Genomic DNA, 16,715 nt, shown 5'->3' with positions numbered 1-16,715 from the left:
AAAGATATAGTAATTAAATCATTAATAAAGAAAATACTTCTTCAACAGAGGTTTCTCCATTTTGAATCATTTTTAGTGCATTTGTCTTTAAGGTAGCAATATTGTTTTGATCCAAATAATCATTTATATTTGTTTTTCCAGTTTTTATATATTCTGATAACTCATTTGTTATTGGCAATATTTCATAAATTGCTTTTCTACCACTGTACCCAGTATAAAAGCAATGGTTACATCCTACTGCTGTATAATGTGTTTTTAAATTATCCGGTATTTCAAAACCACTTGGAAATAAGGAACGATGAACAGATTCCTCTTTTCTACAGGAATTGCAAAGTTTACGAACTAATCTTTGAGCTATACTACAATTCAAAGTACCAGCTATTAAAAAAGGTGGTACTCCCATATCTATTAATCTAGAAACTGTTGCCCAAGAAGAATTAGTATGTATTGTTGAAAGTACTAAATGTCCTGTTAATGCAGCTCTTACAGCCATGTTTGCAGTAGCTACATCTCTAATCTCTCCTACCATAATAATATCAGGATCTTGCCTTAAAAATGTTCTAAGTGTTGTTGCAAAATCAAGCCCAATACTCTCTTTTAATTGCACTTGGTTAATTCCTTCTAATGTATATTCAATTGGATCCTCTACAGTTAAAATATTAGTATTAATATTATTTAATAATTTTAAAGTTGCATACAATGTGGTGGTTTTACCTGAACCAGTAGGGCCAGAAATTAGGATAATTCCATTAGGTTTTTTAATACTTTCCAAATAAATTTTTAATTCATTTTTAGTAAACCCAAGTGAATCCATGTTTACATGAGTAGTATCTTTGCTTAGTAATCGAAGTACAACTTTTTCACCATGTAAAGTAGGTAAAATAGATACCCTAATATCAAATTCATCAAATTCGGTTGCAATGGTAATTCTACCATCCTGGGGTAATCTTTTCTCAGAAATATCTAACTGAGCCCTTATTTTTATTTTATTAACAATAATTGGGTATTCTTCATTTGAAATATGATATTGTTCTTTCAGTTTACCATCTAAACGGTATCTTACCCTTGCTTTGTTTTCATAAGGTTCAAAATGAATATCACTACTTCCTATTTCTTTAGCTGTTATGACTATTTTCTCTAAAAAATCATTAGTATATTCTATACTTGAAGGTGTAGTACTTGTTTTCTTTCTATAATTAGTTGACAAAAATTGATCTAAATCAGATGATTCAATTTTTGTTAAATCTATTTTTTTATCTAAAACAATTTCTAATTCGTTTTTTAAAGCATTCATTTCGCTTGAATCAGTATAAAATAAAACTATATCGTCTTTTGATAAAAAAACAGGAACAATTCTATATCTGTAAGCTTGCTCAGCAGTAATAATTTGTTGGTATGCTATTGGAATAAAAAAATCAGTCATTTAATTTATATAAAGAAAATTTCTATTTAAGAACAAAGAGATGAAAAATATTATTGCAAAAAAAAGTGCTATATATCCTGCCAAAGGAATTGTTTCTATTCTCAACTTTATACTCTTAACAAACAAGAAAAGAAGTAATGAGAAGAATAGTGAAAATACAAAAAGAATCCAAAAGGTAAATGTTGGTAAAGTAAAAGATAGAAAAACAAAAAGTAATAAGTCTCCCAAACCTATACTTTTATTAAAATATTTATTCTTTAAAATCAATTTGTAATATAAGAACGTAATTAAAATTAATACTCCAACTAAAATTAAGTTAATGCATGTATATATCATTATTATGTTCCAATGAAAATACATTTGTTGAATTATGACTCCTATTACCCCAACCAAAGGATATAAGAACCAATAAACTAATCTTTCTTTAACATCTTGATATAAAATAATAAGAAAAACTATAATTAGTAATAGTTTAAATAAAACGATCACCCCTAATCTTTTATTGTCTCTTTAGGAACTCCATCTTGATCAATTTCCCAAACATTAAATACACCATCGTTGTCAAAATCTGTTATCGCAGTAGCAGTAGCTTTAAAATCTGAGTTTGAAGATTGAATTATTTCATATACATAATTAGCACTTCCGTCTTCTTTAACCGTTTTTGGTTTCTCAAAATCAATCTCATTTAAATCATTACTATATTTTGAATACATAAAGTGATATTGTTTTTGTGAATTATAGATAAACTTAAGTTGTGTTTGAGCTTCTACACTTTTTGCTTTTGTAATCAGTGGCATTAAATTAGGTAGTGCTAACAATAGTAATATTCCTATAATTGCTAATACTATTAACATTTCTTGCAGATTGAAAGACTTAACCTTTTTTTTCATATTATACATTTTTACAAAAATAATTATAATTCTACATTTTCTCTATAAATAAAATTTAATAATCAATAGTTATTCATTCTCCTCATAAAAAGCATCAATGGATAATTTTTCTTGTTGTGAAGCCATTACAGCCAAGGCATCACAACGTTCATTTTGAGGATGATTATTATGGCCTTTAACCCATTTAAAATCGACTTGATGCTTCCTATACACTTTAAGAAAACGGATCCATAAATCTGGGTTTTTTTTAGCTTTAAAATTTATTTTTTCCCATTGAAACACCCATCTTTTTTCAACAGCATCCACTACATATTTAGAATCTGAGACAACGAGGACCTTCATTTTAGGATTTTTTAATTTTTCCAGACCTACAATAACTGCCAATAGTTCCATTCTATTATTAGTAGACAAACGAAACCCTTCATAAAATTCTTTTTTATAAGGAGTCCCCACTAATTCCATTACCACGCCATAGCCAGCAGGCCCAGGGTTCCCTTTGGCTGCACCATCTGTATATATATGTACTTCATGTGACATTTTTGACTTCTTATATTATTAGATTTTATAAAAGATTTACTAGATATTATTTTATCATAAAGTCAAAAAATCTAACCTTCTAATAATCTCTCTATTACCACTGAAAAAAACTCATGTTCCAATTGATGTACTTTTTCAGCAATTTGTTCTGATGTAGTACAATCCTCAATAGCAACTGCTTTTTGGAAAATAAAAGCACCCTCATCATAATTCTCATTAACATAATGAATAGTAATACCCGTTTCTACTTCTTTATTTTCCAACACCGCTTGATGCACATGCATACCATACATTCCTTTTCCACCATATTTAGGAAGCAAAGCAGGATGAATATTAATCACTTTATTAGGATACTGCTGAATAATGGAAGCAGGAAATTTCCATAAAAAACCAGCCAACACAATTAAATCGGGTTGAATTTCATTTAATACTTTTAAAACAACCCCATCATTAAGTTCTCCTTTATTGAAAACTACAGAAGAAATAGCATGATTTTCAGCAAGCTGTAAAACTTTGGCACGAGGATTGTTTGAGAAGATTGCGACTACGTTCCCTAGATTTGATTTTTTGAAATGTAATATTATTTTCTCGGCATTGGAACCAGTACCAGAAGCAAATATGACTATTTTTTTCATTATCCTGTAATTTTTATTACACAAAAAAAAGAATAATAATTGGTAAAAAATAGAAAAATGAAGTCTTTGTGAATTATTTTTTTTAATTTCGTAGTCTTATTTAGTAACAAAAAGGTTGTTTTAAAATAAAGTTTTTTATTTTTGCCAACAAATTAAATTAAAATTAAAAGATTATGTCAGACATTGCATCAAGAGTAAAAGCGATTATCGTAGACAAATTAGGTGTTGACGAAAATGAAGTTGTAGCTGAAGCTAGCTTCACTAACGATTTAGGAGCTGATTCATTAGACACTGTTGAGCTAATTATGGAGTTCGAAAAAGAATTTGATATTCAAATTCCAGATGATCAAGCTGAAAACATTGCTACTGTAGGTCAAGCTATTTCTTACATCGAGGAAGCTAAGAAATAATATTAGAAACACCCATTGGGTTTTAAAACCTTATGGGTGTTCTTGTTTCGCTTTGCTTTTAAACATTTAACAGAATTCTTAACTGGTATTACTAATGTTATGAAATCAGTTAAATAAGTTTTAATTATATTTTTTTATATATTTATAACGAGAAATTTATTTTATAAGTAGAAAACATTGATTGTATTACAATCATAATAAATAAACTATGTAATACCCATTGTTTCTTTTAGTATTAATTAAAAGCACTTTGGGTTTTTTTATATAATCAAAACATATCTATATGCAATTAAAGCGTGTTGTTGTAACTGGTTTAGGAGCGCTAACTCCAATAGGAAATAACATTCAAGAATATTGGGATGCGTTAATCAGCGGTAAAAGTGGTGCTGCTCCCATTACCTATTATAATACTGAAAAACATAAAACTAAATTTGCTTGTGAAGTAAAGAACTTTAAAGTAGAAGACTTCATAGATAAAAAAGAAGCAAGACGTTTAGACAAATTTTCGCAATATGCCATTGTTGCAAGTGATGAAGCGATTAAAGACGCAGGAATTACAGCGGATAATGTAAATAAACACCGCGTAGGTGTTATTTGGGGTGCCGGAATAGGAGGTTTAGAAACTTTTCAAGAAGAAGTTTTAAATTATGCTGCTGGTGATGGAACTCCTCGTTTTAATCCTTTCTTTATACCTAAAATGATTGCTGATATAGCTCCTGCTCATATTTCAATGCGCAATGGTTTTATGGGGCCAAACTATACTACCGTTTCTGCTTGTGCATCATCCGCTAATGCCATGATAGATGCATTTAACTATATTCGTTTAGGAATGTGTGATGTAATCATTTCTGGTGGTTCCGAAGCAGCTGTAACTATTGCAGGAATGGGTGGTTTTAATTCTATGCATGCCTTATCTACAAGAAATGAAAGCCCTGAGACAGCTTCACGACCTTTTGATGCTACTCGTGATGGATTTGTATTAGGTGAAGGTGCTGGTGCATTAGTTCTTGAAGAATATGAACATGCCAAAGCACGTGGCGCTAAAATCTATTGTGAAATAGGTGGCGGTGGACTTTCTTCCGATGCTTACCATTTAACCGCTCCACATCCAGAAGGAATTGGAGTTATTGCTGTAATGGAAAATTGTTTACGAGATGCTGGAATGAAACCAGAAGACGTTGAACATATTAACACACATGGAACTTCGACTCCTCTTGGAGATGTAGCAGAATTAAAAGCGATTAGTGCCGTTTTTGGAGAACATGCCAAAAAAATAAATATTAATTCCACTAAATCAATGACAGGTCATTTACTTGGTGCTGCTGGTGGAATTGAAGCTATTGCATCTATATTAGCTATTAAAAATGGCATTATTCCACCTACAATAAACCACACTACTGTAGATGAAAACATTAACCCAGAATTAAATTTAACTTTAAACAAGGCACAAAAAAGAGACATAAAAGTAGCGATGAGCAATACTTTTGGTTTTGGAGGTCATAATGCATGTGTTTTATTTAAAAAAATTGAAGCATAATTTTATGCGTAAATTCTTTAAAAAAATATTAAAAAACTCCCGTTCTCCAGAAGACGGGATTTTTTTTGATAAACTTACAAAAATACTTGGTTTTCAACCTATTACTTTAAGATATTATCAAAAAGCTTTTACCCATAGGTCTACAAACAAAATTGACGAAAAGGGGAACCCTTTCAATTACGAGCGTTTAGAATTTTTAGGTGATGCTATGTTAGGTAGTGTTATTGCTGCTCATTTGTACAATGAAGTTCCTACAGGAGATGAAGGATATTTAACAAAAATGCGATCCAAAATTGTAAGCAGAGAACATTTAAATGAACTAGGAAGAGATTTCAATTTAATACATTTTGTAGAAAGCAAAGTGAACCCACAACATTTTGGAGAAAACATACATGGAAACTTATTTGAAGCTTTTATAGGTGCCATCTACTTAGATCGTGGATTTCAATTTTGTGAAAAGTTTATTTATCAAAAAGTTATTGAACCTTATGTGGATATTCCTAAATTAGAAGGAAAAGTTATTAGCTATAAAAGTTTGGTTATAGAATGGTGTCAAAAAGAAAAGAAACAATTTAATTTTGATGTGTTTGACGATACCGGAATTGAAGAACAAAAATATTTTGGTGTAAAACTAACCATCGATCAAAAAATTGTAGCTAAAGGCAGAGCTACTTCAAAGAAAAAAGCGGAAGAAAAAGCGGCAAAAAGAGCCTATTTTGCCTTACAAGAAAAAATTAACAAAAAATAACATTTTAATTTCGACTACTAAATCGTTTTCGTTAGTAAACAATCCTTAACTTCTTTAAAAACAATACTATTTATATATATTAAATAGTATATTTACAACTTATTTTTAAGTTATGGCCATTCATAAAATTCAGATAAATGATTTTATTTCGATAGATTATGAGCTTATTGCCATTCATTCTAGTTTAGAAGATTATCGTTTAGTTTATTTTATTAATAAGCTAATACAAATTCAATTAAGAAAAAACGACTCAAATATTGAAATTGAAAACAGAGAAGGAAAAGGTATATTTAGTCATTTTATTTTTGATGATGAAATTCATGACATTATTTGGAATGTTTTCGAAAATAAAGCTACAGCTATAACTTCAGAAAAAAGCACAAATGGAATTTTTGACTCTATTGATATTACTATGTATGTTTTGCCAGAATATAAAAAAGCAGATTACATATTAAAAATTGAAAATATTGAACCCTCATTTTTCCCATTGGAAAACATAATTCAAAAACTTTCAAAAATAGACCAAATTTCAATGGTGTACCCAATTGATCAAAACAAACTTAAATCAAAAAATAATTTAATTTTTTAATTCGAATGCCAACAACAAAAAAGACAAAAATTGTAGCTACTTTAGGTCCTGCGACTAGTTCAAAAGATGTATTAAAAGACATGATTGAAGCTGGAGTAAATGTATTTAGAATCAATTTTTCTCATGCAAATTATGACGATGTTAAAGAACGTATCGACATGATTAGAGAATTAAATGAAGAATTCAATTACACTACTTCTATCCTAGCCGATTTACAAGGACCAAAATTACGAGTTGGAGTAATGAAAGAAGATGTAGTAGTCGCTAAAGGAGATAAAATTACATTTACTACAGCAGAAGATATATTAGGAACTGCTTCTAAAGTATATATGAACTATAAAGAATTTCCTAAAGATGTAAATCCTGGAGAACGCATTCTTTTAGACGATGGAAAACTTATTTTTGAAGTAGTTAAAACCGATAAAAAAACTGAAGTGGAAGCCGTAGTTATACAAGGTGGTCCATTGAAATCTAAAAAAGGGGTTAATTTACCAAACACTAAAGTTTCATTACCTGCTTTAACAAAAAAAGACATTAAAGACGCTATTTTTGCCATTGAAAACAAAGTAGATTGGATTGCTCTTTCCTTTGTGAGAACTCCGAAAGATTTGGAAGAATTACAAGATTTAATTGCTAAACATTCCGATCATAAAATTCCTATTGTTGCTAAAATTGAAAAACCAGAAGCAGTAGAAAATATAGATAAAATTGTTGCTTTTTGCGATGCTCTTATGGTGGCACGTGGCGATTTAGGAGTTGAAATTCCAGCGGAACAAGTACCCTTAATTCAAAAGAAACTAATTCATAGAGCAAAAACAGCTCGAATTCCAGTAATTGTAGCGACACAAATGATGGAAACTATGATTACTAGTTTAACTCCAACTAGAGCAGAAGTAAATGATGTAGCCAATTCGGTTATGGATGGAGCAGATGCTGTAATGCTTTCTGGAGAAACATCTGTAGGAAATTATCCGGTTCAAGTAATTGAAACCATGACACGTATTATAGAAAGTGTAGAAGACTCGCCACTTATTAAAGTGCCTTTAAATGCACCACATGTACGTACCAAACGTTTTATTACTAAGTCTATCTGTTATCATGCTGCGATTATGGCTGATGACATTGCTGCTAAAGCCATTACAACCTTAACTAATAGTGGTTATACTGCTTTTCAAATTTCAGCTTGGAGACCCAAATCGCATATTTTAGTATTTACTTCTAACAAGCGAATTTTAACGCAATTAAATTTATTATGGGGTGTGAGAGCGTACTACTATGATAAATTTGTAAGTACAGATGATACTGTTGATGATATTAACCAAATTTGTAAAGAAAGAGGTTATGTAAAACCTGGTGATATGGTAATCAACTTAGCGGCTATGCCCATTGTGAAAAAAGGTATGGTAAATACTTTAAGAGTTTCTGAAATTGAATAATTTTTATGCAATATAGATTAAAAAACACGCTCTTCAGCGTGTTTTTTTATTCCTCAAAGCAAGTATAACAAGCAACATCAACTTGTTTAACCTTTATTTTTCTGCCTTTTATTTCGTCTTCATCAATCAAATAAACTGTTTTTAAATGAATCGCAAAAAAAGTTTCCTTAAAACCATTTCGTTCAAAAAAATCATAATCTAAGATAACGTCTTTGTGTTTTTTTAAAAACGATTTTTTAGCTATAAATTCATCATTTTTAATACCTTTTTTTATGTTATCCCTATTTTTATAAGTATTACTTATAAAAATAATTGTATTTATAAAATTAGAATTAAATGTTATGTAATTCTTATTTTAAACTTAATAAATTGAGTATATTCGTAAGAAATTTTTAATTATGGAAACAACATTTAGAATTACTAATAATATAAGAAATCAATTTCTTTATTTTTTAGAAAAATATACGCTCGAACAGTTGAATTTAATGCCTCAAGGATTTAGTAATAATATTATTTGGAATATTGGACACTGTATTGCCACACAACAATCATTAATTTATAAGTTATCTGGTTTACCTATGCATGTTTCAGATACATTTATTGACACCTATCGTAATGGAACTTTTCCAACATGTACAACTACACAGGAAGAAGTAGATTATATAAAAAGTATTTTGTTTTCCACGACTGAAAAGATACAAGAAGATTTTGAAAAAAATATTTTTATTACTTTTCATGAATATACAACTAAAAGCACTGGATTTACCATTCAAAATGCAAGACAAGCTGTTGAATTTAATAATTTTCATGAAGGTTTACATCTAGGAATAATTTTGCAAATAAGAAAATTCCTTTAAACTTAATACATTTGTAAAAAATTAAAATAATGAAATTTAATACTAAAACAATACATGGTGGGCAACATCATGAAAAAGTTACAGGTTCGGTTATGCCACCTGTTTTTCAAACATCAACTTATGCACAAACTTCTCCTGGTAAACCTGTAGGAGAATATGAATATAGTAGAGCAGCAAATCCTACAAGAACAGCTTTGGAAGACGCTTTAGCAAGTATTGAAAATGGAACTAGAGGACTTGCCTTCGCTTCTGGATTAGCAGCTACAGATTCTGTTATGAAATTACTAAAGCCTAATGACGAAGTTATTGCAATGGATGATTTGTATGGAGGAACTTACAGAATGTTTGCCCGTATTTATCAAGACTTTGGAATTAAGTTTCATTTTGTTGATATGACTGATTTGCAAAAATTGGAAAGTTTAATTAATGCGAATACTAAGTTGGTTTGGGTAGAAACACCTACAAATCCATTGATGAAATTAGCCGATATTGAAGCAATTGCAAAGATTACAAAAAAGAATAACCTGTTGTTTGCAGTAGATAATACATTTGCAACTCCTTATTTGCAAAAGCCTTTAGATTTAGGAGCTGATATTGTTATGCATTCCGCTACAAAATACTTAGGTGGTCATTCCGATGTCATCGCAGGAGCTTTAGTTGTAAAAGATGCAGCATTGGGAGAAAAGTTGCATTTTGCACAGTTTGCGACTGGAGGTACACTAGGACCTATGGACAGTTATTTAGTTCTTAGAGGAATCAAAACCTTACATTTAAGAGTGCAAAGACATTGCGAAAATGGTGCAAAAGTGGCTGAATTTTTGAGCAAACACCCAGCAATTAAAAGAGTATATTATCCAGGTTTGGAAACACATCCACACCATGATATTGCAAAGAAACAGATGATTGGTGGTTTTGGAGGGATGGTAACTTTTACTTTTAATTCAGGAAAGCTTGAAGATGCTGTTCGATTTTTAGAGAGAGTTAAAGTATTTACTTTAGCAGAGTCTTTAGGTGGTGTTGAATCATTAGCAAATCATCCAACATCGATGACACATGCTTCAGTTCCAGCAGAGAAAAGAGCGGAAATTGGTATTACAGATGATTTAGTTCGTTTAAGTGTAGGTGTAGAAGATATTGACGATTTATTAGCTGATTTAGAACAAGCGCTACAATAACAAAATCTCTCACATTTTATAAATAAGAAAGCCTAGATTTCAATCTAGGCTTTCTTATTTACTATATTTTATATTTTTAATCTAAATAATAAATGTAACCAAAGTTTAACCAAAGATTCCAATCATTAGCTTTGTTTTCTTTATATAGATCTGGATTTTTTCTTAAACCATCAACCCAATCAGAAAAATAATATTGCCATCTTAATTCAACAAATAAATCTGAAAGTTCAGTTAATTTGTATCTTGTACCAACACTTGAAACTACAGAAAAGGTACTTCCACCTTCTGAAGAATAACCATCTGGCAAATAATCAGGATAAGTGGTAGCTAGAGTTCCCAAAGGTCCTAATTCAGAATAGGTATCATTTCTAAAAAACGAAAAATGTGCTCCTAAACCGATAAAAGGTCCCCATGCTCCTTCTCTAGCTGAAAATTCTCTAATGCTCCAAGGGTAATATTCTAATTGCATTCCTATATCTGTAACTTTAGCCTCGCCTTTCATGTTTCTTAATAAGAGACCGTTAGGAGAATCTTTTTCAGCCCATTTTCCAAAATGTTCAAGTTTTGTGCTATTGTATGATAATTCAGAACGAAGTTTAAAATGGTCATTAAAATAACTATCAGGGGTGTAGCAATTACATTCTGCTCTATATGCAAAATTGAGATAGTGTACAATTCCAAGAGCAAATCCTGTATTTCCCTTGTTAGTGTCAAAATCATGTCGAACTCCAAAATCAGATTGAAAGGCAACACCACCCACAAAAGCTCCAATTTCGTGAGAAAATCCTAACTGTGCGTTTCCATAAAATGGTAAAAAAACAGTTAAAAACAGTAGGTTCTTTATTATCTTAGGCATCTTAAAAGATTTTCATTTATAGACAAATATATAAAAACTAAAGACAGGTAAAAATTTTTTTCTTTTTTTTACCTAAATTTTTCTTAAAAAGTGTCATTTTGAGATGTTTTTTTTAAAATTTAAATACGACATGATTTAATATAATGTATATTTGCACCGCAGTTACGAAAACGTTTTCATTAAGGGAAAACGGAAGTAAAATTTATTACAAATTAAACCCTAAAATCATGAAAGAAAGTGTAAAATCTTTTATTGATTCGGTTGCTAAAAGAAACGCAAACGAACCCGAATTTATGCAAGCTGTGCAAGAAGTTGCTGAAACAGTTATTCCTTTTATAGAGCAAAACCCAAAATATCAAGGGAAAATGTTGCTGGAAAGAATGGTGGAGCCAGAAAGAGTAATTATGTTTAGAATTGCTTGGATAGATGATGCAGGAAATACACAAGTAAATAGAGGATTTAGAATTCAAATGAATTCTGCAATTGGACCCTACAAAGGAGGAATTCGTTTCCATCCTTCTGTAAATTTAAGTATTTTAAAATTTTTAGCTTTCGAGCAAGTTTTTAAAAACTCTTTAACTACATTGCCTATGGGTGGTGGAAAAGGAGGATCTGATTTTGATCCTAAAGGTAAATCAGATAATGAAATTATGCGTTTTTGTCAAGCTTTTATGACTGAATTATCAAGACATATAGGAGCAGATACAGATGTACCTGCTGGAGATATAGGTGTAGGAGGTAGAGAAGTAGGTTACATGTTTGGTCAATATAAAAAATTAAGAAATGAATTCACTGGAGTTTTAACTGGAAAAGGGATTACTTTTGGGGGATCTTTAATTAGACCTGAAGCTACTGGATACGGAGATGTTTATTTTGCTCAAAATATGTTAGCTACAAAAGGACAAAGTTTTGAAGGTAAAACTGTAGTAGTTTCAGGTTCTGGAAATGTGGCTCAATATGCCATTGAAAAAGCTACACAATTAGGAGGGAAAGTCGTTACTGCTTCAGATTCTTCAGGATATATTTTTGATGCTGATGGTATTGATGCTGAAAAATTAGCATTTATTATGGATATCAAAAATGTAAGATATGGAAGAATTAATGAGTATGTGGCTAAATATCCTAACGCTAAATTTGTTGAAGGAAAAAGACCATGGGAAGTAAAATGTGATATTGCATTACCATGTGCTACTCAAAACGAATTAAATGGAGAGGAAGCAAAATTGTTAATTGCAAATGGTTGTATTTGTGTTGCAGAAGGAGCTAATATGCCTTCTACACCAGAAGCAGTCGAAGCATTTTTAGCTGCAAAAATACTATTTGCTCCTGGAAAAGCATCAAATGCAGGTGGTGTAGCTACCTCAGGTCTTGAAATGTCACAAAATTCTTTACGTATGAGTTGGACTAGAGAAGAAGTTGACCAAAAATTACACAGAATTATGACTGATATTCATGAAGCATGTGTGCAATATGGTAAAGATGAAACAGGATTTGTAGATTATGTTAAAGGAGCAAATATAGCAGGTTTCGTAAAAGTAGCCGATGCTATGTTAGGTCAAGGAGTAGTTTAATATATCCAAGAATAATAATTTAGAGGCTTACATTTAATGTGAGCCTTTTTTATTTATATATATACCTAAAATATATTTTCAGCGTTTATAGTATATTTGTAAAAACTATGATAATGAAATTAAGATTTTTTCTTTTCTTTATATTTATTGGTCAAATTATTTCTGCTCAAGACAACCTTTTATGGAAAGGATATTTTTCTTATAATGAAATAGTTGATCTTGAGTCTTCATCACAAAAGGTTTTTGCAGCTACAGAAAATTGTCTTTTCTCTAAAAGCATTGGCCAACAAGATGTGAATATTTCGAACTCAATAAATGGTTTTAAACCTACTACTATAACGGCTATACATTACTCTGAAGATTATAAAAAAAGTATTGCTGGAAATAATGATGGTTTGTTATTAATTGTTAACGAGGATGGTACTGTAACTACTAAAGTTGATATTATTGAAGAAGTACCAGTAGCACCTAATAAAAAGAAAATTAATGATTTGTACGAATATAATGGCAAGTTATATATAGCAACAGATTATGGGATTTCAGTATTAGATTTATTAACTACTGAATTTGTATCAACATACTTTATAGGTACATCTGGAGAAGAGGTAGAAGTTTTACAAACAACAGTTTTGAACAATGAAATTTATGCCGTAACTAGACAATCAGGAATTAGAAAAGGACTTTTGACAAACCCTTTTCTATATGACTATAACCAATGGCAAACTTTTGATGCAGGTTATTGGTTAGGTATTGTTACGTTCAATAACGAAATAGTAGCAATGAATTCGAATAATATTACTTATAGATTTAATGGTACTTTTCAGCAGATTTTGAATCATAATCAATTTGGAAAAAAAATAAAGATTACGAATGACGAATTAATAGTCACCACTCAAAATAATATTTTTGTACTAAATAGTCAATATAGTATTATCACACATATAACAAATATTCCAAATTATAATGTTCTTTTTACTGCCGCAACAGTTATGGATGGTAAGGTTTTTATTGGAACAGAAAAAAATGGTGTATTTGTAACTGTGTTAAATAATCCACTTGTGTTTGAGAATATTTCACCTGATGGACCTTATAGAAATAGCATTTTTAGAGTAAAAAAAGCACCTAATTTATTATGGTCTGTTTATGGAGATTATACAAGAGATTATAATCCGTATCCTTTAGATGATTTACCAATTAGTCATTTTTCAAATGATACGGGTTGGGAAACTATACCTTATGATCAATTATTGGGTGCAAAATCAATTTGTGATTTAGTTGTAAATCCTAATAATTCGAATCAAGTTTATTTAAGCTCCTATTTTTCTGGATTAATAAAAATTGATGGCGAAGATATATCACTTTTAAATAATACTAACACAGGACCAAATGGTTTAGAAACATTAGTAATTCCTCCACCAGACCCGCCTGATCCTTCCTATATAGATATTAGAATTAATAGCCCAGCTTTTGATAAAAATAATAATTTATGGATTACCAATGCTTTTGTTGAAAGAGCAATTAAAGTTTTAAGAACAAATGGGCAATGGCAATCTTATAGTTTAAACGGAGTTACTTCTTCCTTTTTAACGGGAAGATACGGTCCAATGGCAATTGATAAAAACAACACCAAATGGATTCCAGCTTTTAACGAAGGAATCATTGCTTTTAATGATCAATTGAATAATAAATTTATAGTTATTAATTCTGAAAATGGGAATTTACCTGATAGAGTAGTAAATTGTGTTGCTATAGATAATAGAAATCAATTATGGATTGGAACAGCTAAAGGATTAAGAATATTGTCAAGTGTGGATCGTTTTGTGTCTGAAACGGAGTTATCAACCACTTCTATTATTATTCAAGAAGGAGATTTGGCTCAAGAACTATTTTATCAACAAACTATTTTAGATATAGAAGTGGATGGTTCCAATAGGAAATGGGTTTCAATCGCTAATGCTGGAGTCTTTTTAGTATCTTCTAATGGACAACAAACAATTTATAGGTTTACTAAAAATAATTCTCCTTTGCCAAGCGATAATGTGAATGATATTGAAATTGATGAGGTAACAGGTGAGGTCTTTTTTGCGACAGATAAAGGATTGGTATCCTTCTTAGGGACTTCAACTAAAGCTAGTAACGATTTAACAAATGTGTATGTTTATCCTAATCCAGTAAGACCTGATTTTTTTGGGACAGTTAAAATTGCAGGTTTAACCGATAAAGCGAATGTTAAGATTACTGATATTGAAGGGAATCTTGTTTTTGAAACTACTTCTGAAGGGGGTACAATTGAGTGGGATACACAAGCTTTTGGTAGTTATAAAGTATCATCTGGTGTGTATATGGTCTTTGTTGCTTCACAGGACGGCTTAGATTCCACAGTTAAAAAGATAATGATAATTCGATAATGTTAGTTAAAACAAAAGCAATTGTTATTTCCTCAGTTAAATATAATGAAAAAAGTTTAATAGTAAGATGTTTAACGGAATCTGAAGGTGTTCAATCTTATTTTATACATAATGCTTTTACAGGTAGAAATAATAAACAAAAGAGCGTTTTTTTTCAGCCTTTAACTCAACTTGAAATTGAAGGTTACCATAATAATAAAAAACACTTACAGAAAATAAAAGAAGTAAAAGTCGCATATCCTTACCATAGTCTGCATTTTGATATTGTTAAAACAACAATTGTACTTTTTTTATCCGAAGTGTTGCATCATGTTATAAAGGAAGAAGGTAAAAATGAAGAACTATTTCGTTATTTGGAAAGCGCTTTACAATGGTTTGATAATCACGATAAAGTCTTTAATTTTCATTTGATCTTATTATTACAACTTACTAAATATTTAGGTTTTTTTCCTCAAGAAAATTTAGATAATAAAATATTTTTTAATATTGATGAAGGTGTTTTTTCTGAAAAACAATCACTAAACGGTTTATCTGTTGAAAATACAAGACTTTTAAAAAAGCTAATGGAATTAAAATTTAATTCTACTGAAATGGTTTTTACTTCTTTGCAAAGAAGGCAACTTTTAAAAATTATGATTGATTATTATAGTTTTAATATAGAAAATATTGGAAAGATTAAATCCTTAGAAATTTTGTCGCAAATATTTGATTAATGTACAAAATGTAATAGTATATTAATCTATTATTATTATAACGAAAGAATTAAATCAAATTTAAAGAAAATGAGCCCGATAAAATATCGAGCTCATTATTATCAAAAGTAGTTCTAAATTTGCCTGACCCTTTTTAGGTGTGGTTTAATTTATTTCCCTTTTATTTTTTATAAACTTGCTTTTAAGAATTCTCTATTCATACGAGCAATATTTTCTAATGAAATACCTTTTGGACATTCGATTTCACAAGCTCCAGTGTTGGTACAGTTACCAAAACCTTCTTCGTCCATTTGTCTAACCATGTTTTGAACACGTTGTGTAGCTTCTACTTTACCTTGTGGTAATAAAGCATACTGAGATACTTTTGCACCTACAAAAAGCATTGCAGAGCCGTTTTTACATGTTGCCACACAAGCACCACAACCAATACAAGCAGCGGCCATAAATGCTTTGTCAGCGTCATCTTTAGGAACAGGAGTTGCATTCGCATCTATTGTATTACCTGATGTGTTTACAGAAACAAATCCTCCCGCTTGCTGAATTCTATCAAACGAACTTCTATCAACCACTAAATCTTTTACAACAGGGAAAGCTTTACTTCTAAAAGGCTCAATGTAGATTGTATCACCATCTTTGAACTTTCTCATATGAAGTTGACAAGTAGTTGTTCCGGTTTCTGGACCGTGTGCTCTACCGTTGATATATAAAGAACACATACCACAAATCCCTTCTCTACAATCATGGTCAAAAGCAACTGGTTCTTGTTTGTTGTTAATTAATTGTTCGTTTAATTGGTCTAGCATTTCTAAAAACGAACTTGCAGTAGATACGTTATCTAATTTGTAATCTACAATTCCTCCTTTATCATTCGCGTTTTTTTGACGCCAAATTTTAAGGTTTATATTTATGTTTTTTGCTGTACTCATAATT

18 protein-coding genes are annotated in these 16,715 nt (G+C 30.4%); 12 read left to right on the top strand and 6 right to left on the bottom strand.

Features of this window, described 5'->3' with window-relative positions; genetic code table 11:
* Positions 1 to 13: 13 nt before the first annotated feature.
* Positions 14 to 1,423 carry a GspE/PulE family protein gene (locus tag HALO113_RS09520; RefSeq protein WP_159778802.1) on the bottom strand — a complete coding sequence of 470 codons (1,410 nt, stop codon included), beginning with the start codon at positions 1,421 to 1,423 and terminating at the stop codon, positions 14 to 16.
* Between the two features lie 40 nt (positions 1,424 to 1,463).
* On the opposite strand from HALO113_RS09520, the gene HALO113_RS09515 reads away from it, so the two are divergent.
* The gene (locus HALO113_RS09515; protein WP_159778801.1) at positions 1,464 to 1,697 is read left to right on the top strand and encodes a hypothetical protein; all 234 of its coding nucleotides are present in this window, start codon (positions 1,464 to 1,466) and stop codon (positions 1,695 to 1,697) included.
* A gap of 217 nt (positions 1,698 to 1,914) precedes the next feature.
* Here HALO113_RS09515 and HALO113_RS09510 read toward each other — a convergent pair whose 3' ends face one another.
* From HALO113_RS09510 to HALO113_RS09500, 3 genes are all read right to left on the bottom strand, one after another.
* Complete coding sequence (locus HALO113_RS09510) at positions 1,915 to 2,313, bottom strand: prepilin-type N-terminal cleavage/methylation domain-containing protein (RefSeq protein ID WP_159778800.1); 399 nt, start codon at positions 2,311 to 2,313, stop codon at positions 1,915 to 1,917.
* 69 nt (positions 2,314 to 2,382) lie between these two features.
* Positions 2,383 to 2,850, bottom strand: a complete 468-nt coding sequence (gene rnhA, locus HALO113_RS09505; protein WP_159778799.1) for a ribonuclease HI — start codon at positions 2,848 to 2,850, stop codon at positions 2,383 to 2,385.
* A gap of 71 nt (positions 2,851 to 2,921) precedes the next feature.
* Complete coding sequence (locus HALO113_RS09500) at positions 2,922 to 3,485, bottom strand: phosphoribosylglycinamide formyltransferase (RefSeq protein ID WP_159778798.1); 564 nt, start codon at positions 3,483 to 3,485, stop codon at positions 2,922 to 2,924.
* Between the two features lie 173 nt (positions 3,486 to 3,658).
* On the opposite strand from HALO113_RS09500, the gene HALO113_RS09495 reads away from it, so the two are divergent.
* The 7 genes from HALO113_RS09495 (at position 3,659) to HALO113_RS09465 (ending at position 10,237) form a co-directional block, all read left to right on the top strand.
* Positions 3,659 to 3,895: an acyl carrier protein gene (locus HALO113_RS09495; RefSeq protein ID WP_002988156.1), complete on the top strand. Its 237-nt coding sequence runs from the start codon at positions 3,659 to 3,661 to the stop codon at positions 3,893 to 3,895.
* 283 nt (positions 3,896 to 4,178) lie between these two features.
* Positions 4,179 to 5,432, top strand: coding sequence for a beta-ketoacyl-ACP synthase II (gene fabF, locus HALO113_RS09490; RefSeq protein ID WP_159778797.1), 1,254 nt, complete (start codon positions 4,179 to 4,181; stop codon positions 5,430 to 5,432).
* 4 nt (positions 5,433 to 5,436) lie between these two features.
* Positions 5,437 to 6,180 (top strand): ribonuclease III, encoded by a 744-nt coding sequence (gene rnc, locus HALO113_RS09485; protein ID WP_236554646.1) that lies wholly within the window; start codon positions 5,437 to 5,439, stop codon positions 6,178 to 6,180.
* Positions 6,181 to 6,292: 112 nt separating this feature from the next.
* Positions 6,293 to 6,769, top strand: coding sequence for an IPExxxVDY family protein (locus HALO113_RS09480; RefSeq protein WP_159778796.1), 477 nt, complete (start codon positions 6,293 to 6,295; stop codon positions 6,767 to 6,769).
* Positions 6,770 to 6,774: 5 nt separating this feature from the next.
* Complete coding sequence (gene pyk, locus HALO113_RS09475; RefSeq protein ID WP_159778795.1) at positions 6,775 to 8,205, top strand: pyruvate kinase; 1,431 nt, start codon at positions 6,775 to 6,777, stop codon at positions 8,203 to 8,205.
* 398 nt (positions 8,206 to 8,603) lie between these two features.
* On the top strand, positions 8,604 to 9,062 hold the full coding sequence (locus HALO113_RS09470; RefSeq protein ID WP_159778794.1) for a DinB family protein: 459 nt from the start codon (positions 8,604 to 8,606) through the stop codon (positions 9,060 to 9,062).
* Positions 9,063 to 9,091: 29 nt separating this feature from the next.
* Positions 9,092 to 10,237, top strand: a complete 1,146-nt coding sequence (locus HALO113_RS09465) for a cystathionine gamma-synthase (protein ID WP_159778793.1) — start codon at positions 9,092 to 9,094, stop codon at positions 10,235 to 10,237.
* Positions 10,238 to 10,313: 76 nt separating this feature from the next.
* Here HALO113_RS09465 and HALO113_RS09460 read toward each other — a convergent pair whose 3' ends face one another.
* Positions 10,314 to 11,093 (bottom strand): glutamate dehydrogenase, encoded by a 780-nt coding sequence (locus tag HALO113_RS09460; RefSeq protein WP_159778792.1) that lies wholly within the window; start codon positions 11,091 to 11,093, stop codon positions 10,314 to 10,316.
* A 227-nt stretch (positions 11,094 to 11,320) separates the two neighbouring features.
* Here HALO113_RS09460 and gdhA point away from each other — a divergent pair, with 227 nt between their 5' ends.
* From gdhA to HALO113_RS09440, 4 genes are all read left to right on the top strand, one after another.
* A complete protein-coding gene (gdhA, locus tag HALO113_RS09455; protein WP_159778791.1) occupies positions 11,321 to 12,664 on the top strand; it encodes an NADP-specific glutamate dehydrogenase in 1,344 nt (447 codons plus the stop codon).
* A 113-nt stretch (positions 12,665 to 12,777) separates the two neighbouring features.
* A complete protein-coding gene (locus HALO113_RS09450; protein WP_159778790.1) occupies positions 12,778 to 15,072 on the top strand; it encodes a two-component regulator propeller domain-containing protein in 2,295 nt (764 codons plus the stop codon).
* Positions 15,072 to 15,785, top strand: coding sequence for a DNA repair protein RecO (gene recO / locus HALO113_RS09445; protein ID WP_159778789.1), 714 nt, complete (start codon positions 15,072 to 15,074; stop codon positions 15,783 to 15,785). The genes HALO113_RS09450 and recO overlap by 1 nt, the downstream gene beginning before the upstream one ends.
* Before the next feature lie 18 nt (positions 15,786 to 15,803).
* On the top strand, positions 15,804 to 15,896 hold the full coding sequence (locus tag HALO113_RS09440; protein WP_370519380.1) for an IS3 family transposase: 93 nt from the start codon (positions 15,804 to 15,806) through the stop codon (positions 15,894 to 15,896).
* A 56-nt stretch (positions 15,897 to 15,952) separates the two neighbouring features.
* Here the strand turns inward: HALO113_RS09440 and HALO113_RS09435 are convergent, their stop codons facing one another.
* A complete protein-coding gene (locus HALO113_RS09435; RefSeq protein ID WP_159778788.1) occupies positions 15,953 to 16,711 on the bottom strand; it encodes a succinate dehydrogenase/fumarate reductase iron-sulfur subunit in 759 nt (252 codons plus the stop codon).
* Positions 16,712 to 16,715: the final 4 nt, after the last annotated feature.

The sequence above is a fragment of the Flavobacterium sp. 9AF genome (assembly GCF_902506265.1).
Classification (GTDB): Bacteria; Bacteroidota; Bacteroidia; order Flavobacteriales; family Flavobacteriaceae; genus Flavobacterium.
The sequence above is the reverse complement of the archived record's forward strand: the minus strand, read 5'-3'. Positions and strand labels throughout refer to the sequence as shown.

Coding starts and splice junctions, on each gene's coding strand:
- HALO113_RS09520 (WP_159778802.1), bottom strand. CDS start 1,423: ATGACTGATTTTTTTATTCCAATAGCATACCAACAAATTATTACTGCT.
- HALO113_RS09515 (WP_159778801.1), top strand. CDS start 1,464: ATGAAAAATATTATTGCAAAAAAAAGTGCTATATATCCTGCCAAAGGA.
- HALO113_RS09510 (WP_159778800.1), bottom strand. CDS start 2,313: ATGAAAAAAAAGGTTAAGTCTTTCAATCTGCAAGAAATGTTAATAGTA.
- rnhA (WP_159778799.1), bottom strand. CDS start 2,850: ATGTCACATGAAGTACATATATATACAGATGGTGCAGCCAAAGGGAAC.
- HALO113_RS09500 (WP_159778798.1), bottom strand. CDS start 3,485: ATGAAAAAAATAGTCATATTTGCTTCTGGTACTGGTTCCAATGCCGAG.
- HALO113_RS09495 (WP_002988156.1), top strand. CDS start 3,659: ATGTCAGACATTGCATCAAGAGTAAAAGCGATTATCGTAGACAAATTA.
- fabF (WP_159778797.1), top strand. CDS start 4,179: ATGCAATTAAAGCGTGTTGTTGTAACTGGTTTAGGAGCGCTAACTCCA.
- rnc (WP_236554646.1), top strand. CDS start 5,437: ATGCGTAAATTCTTTAAAAAAATATTAAAAAACTCCCGTTCTCCAGAA.
- HALO113_RS09480 (WP_159778796.1), top strand. CDS start 6,293: ATGGCCATTCATAAAATTCAGATAAATGATTTTATTTCGATAGATTAT.
- pyk (WP_159778795.1), top strand. CDS start 6,775: ATGCCAACAACAAAAAAGACAAAAATTGTAGCTACTTTAGGTCCTGCG.
- HALO113_RS09470 (WP_159778794.1), top strand. CDS start 8,604: ATGGAAACAACATTTAGAATTACTAATAATATAAGAAATCAATTTCTT.
- HALO113_RS09465 (WP_159778793.1), top strand. CDS start 9,092: ATGAAATTTAATACTAAAACAATACATGGTGGGCAACATCATGAAAAA.
- HALO113_RS09460 (WP_159778792.1), bottom strand. CDS start 11,093: ATGCCTAAGATAATAAAGAACCTACTGTTTTTAACTGTTTTTTTACCA.
- gdhA (WP_159778791.1), top strand. CDS start 11,321: ATGAAAGAAAGTGTAAAATCTTTTATTGATTCGGTTGCTAAAAGAAAC.
- HALO113_RS09450 (WP_159778790.1), top strand. CDS start 12,778: ATGAAATTAAGATTTTTTCTTTTCTTTATATTTATTGGTCAAATTATT.
- recO (WP_159778789.1), top strand. CDS start 15,072: ATGTTAGTTAAAACAAAAGCAATTGTTATTTCCTCAGTTAAATATAAT.
- HALO113_RS09435 (WP_159778788.1), bottom strand. CDS start 16,711: ATGAGTACAGCAAAAAACATAAATATAAACCTTAAAATTTGGCGTCAA.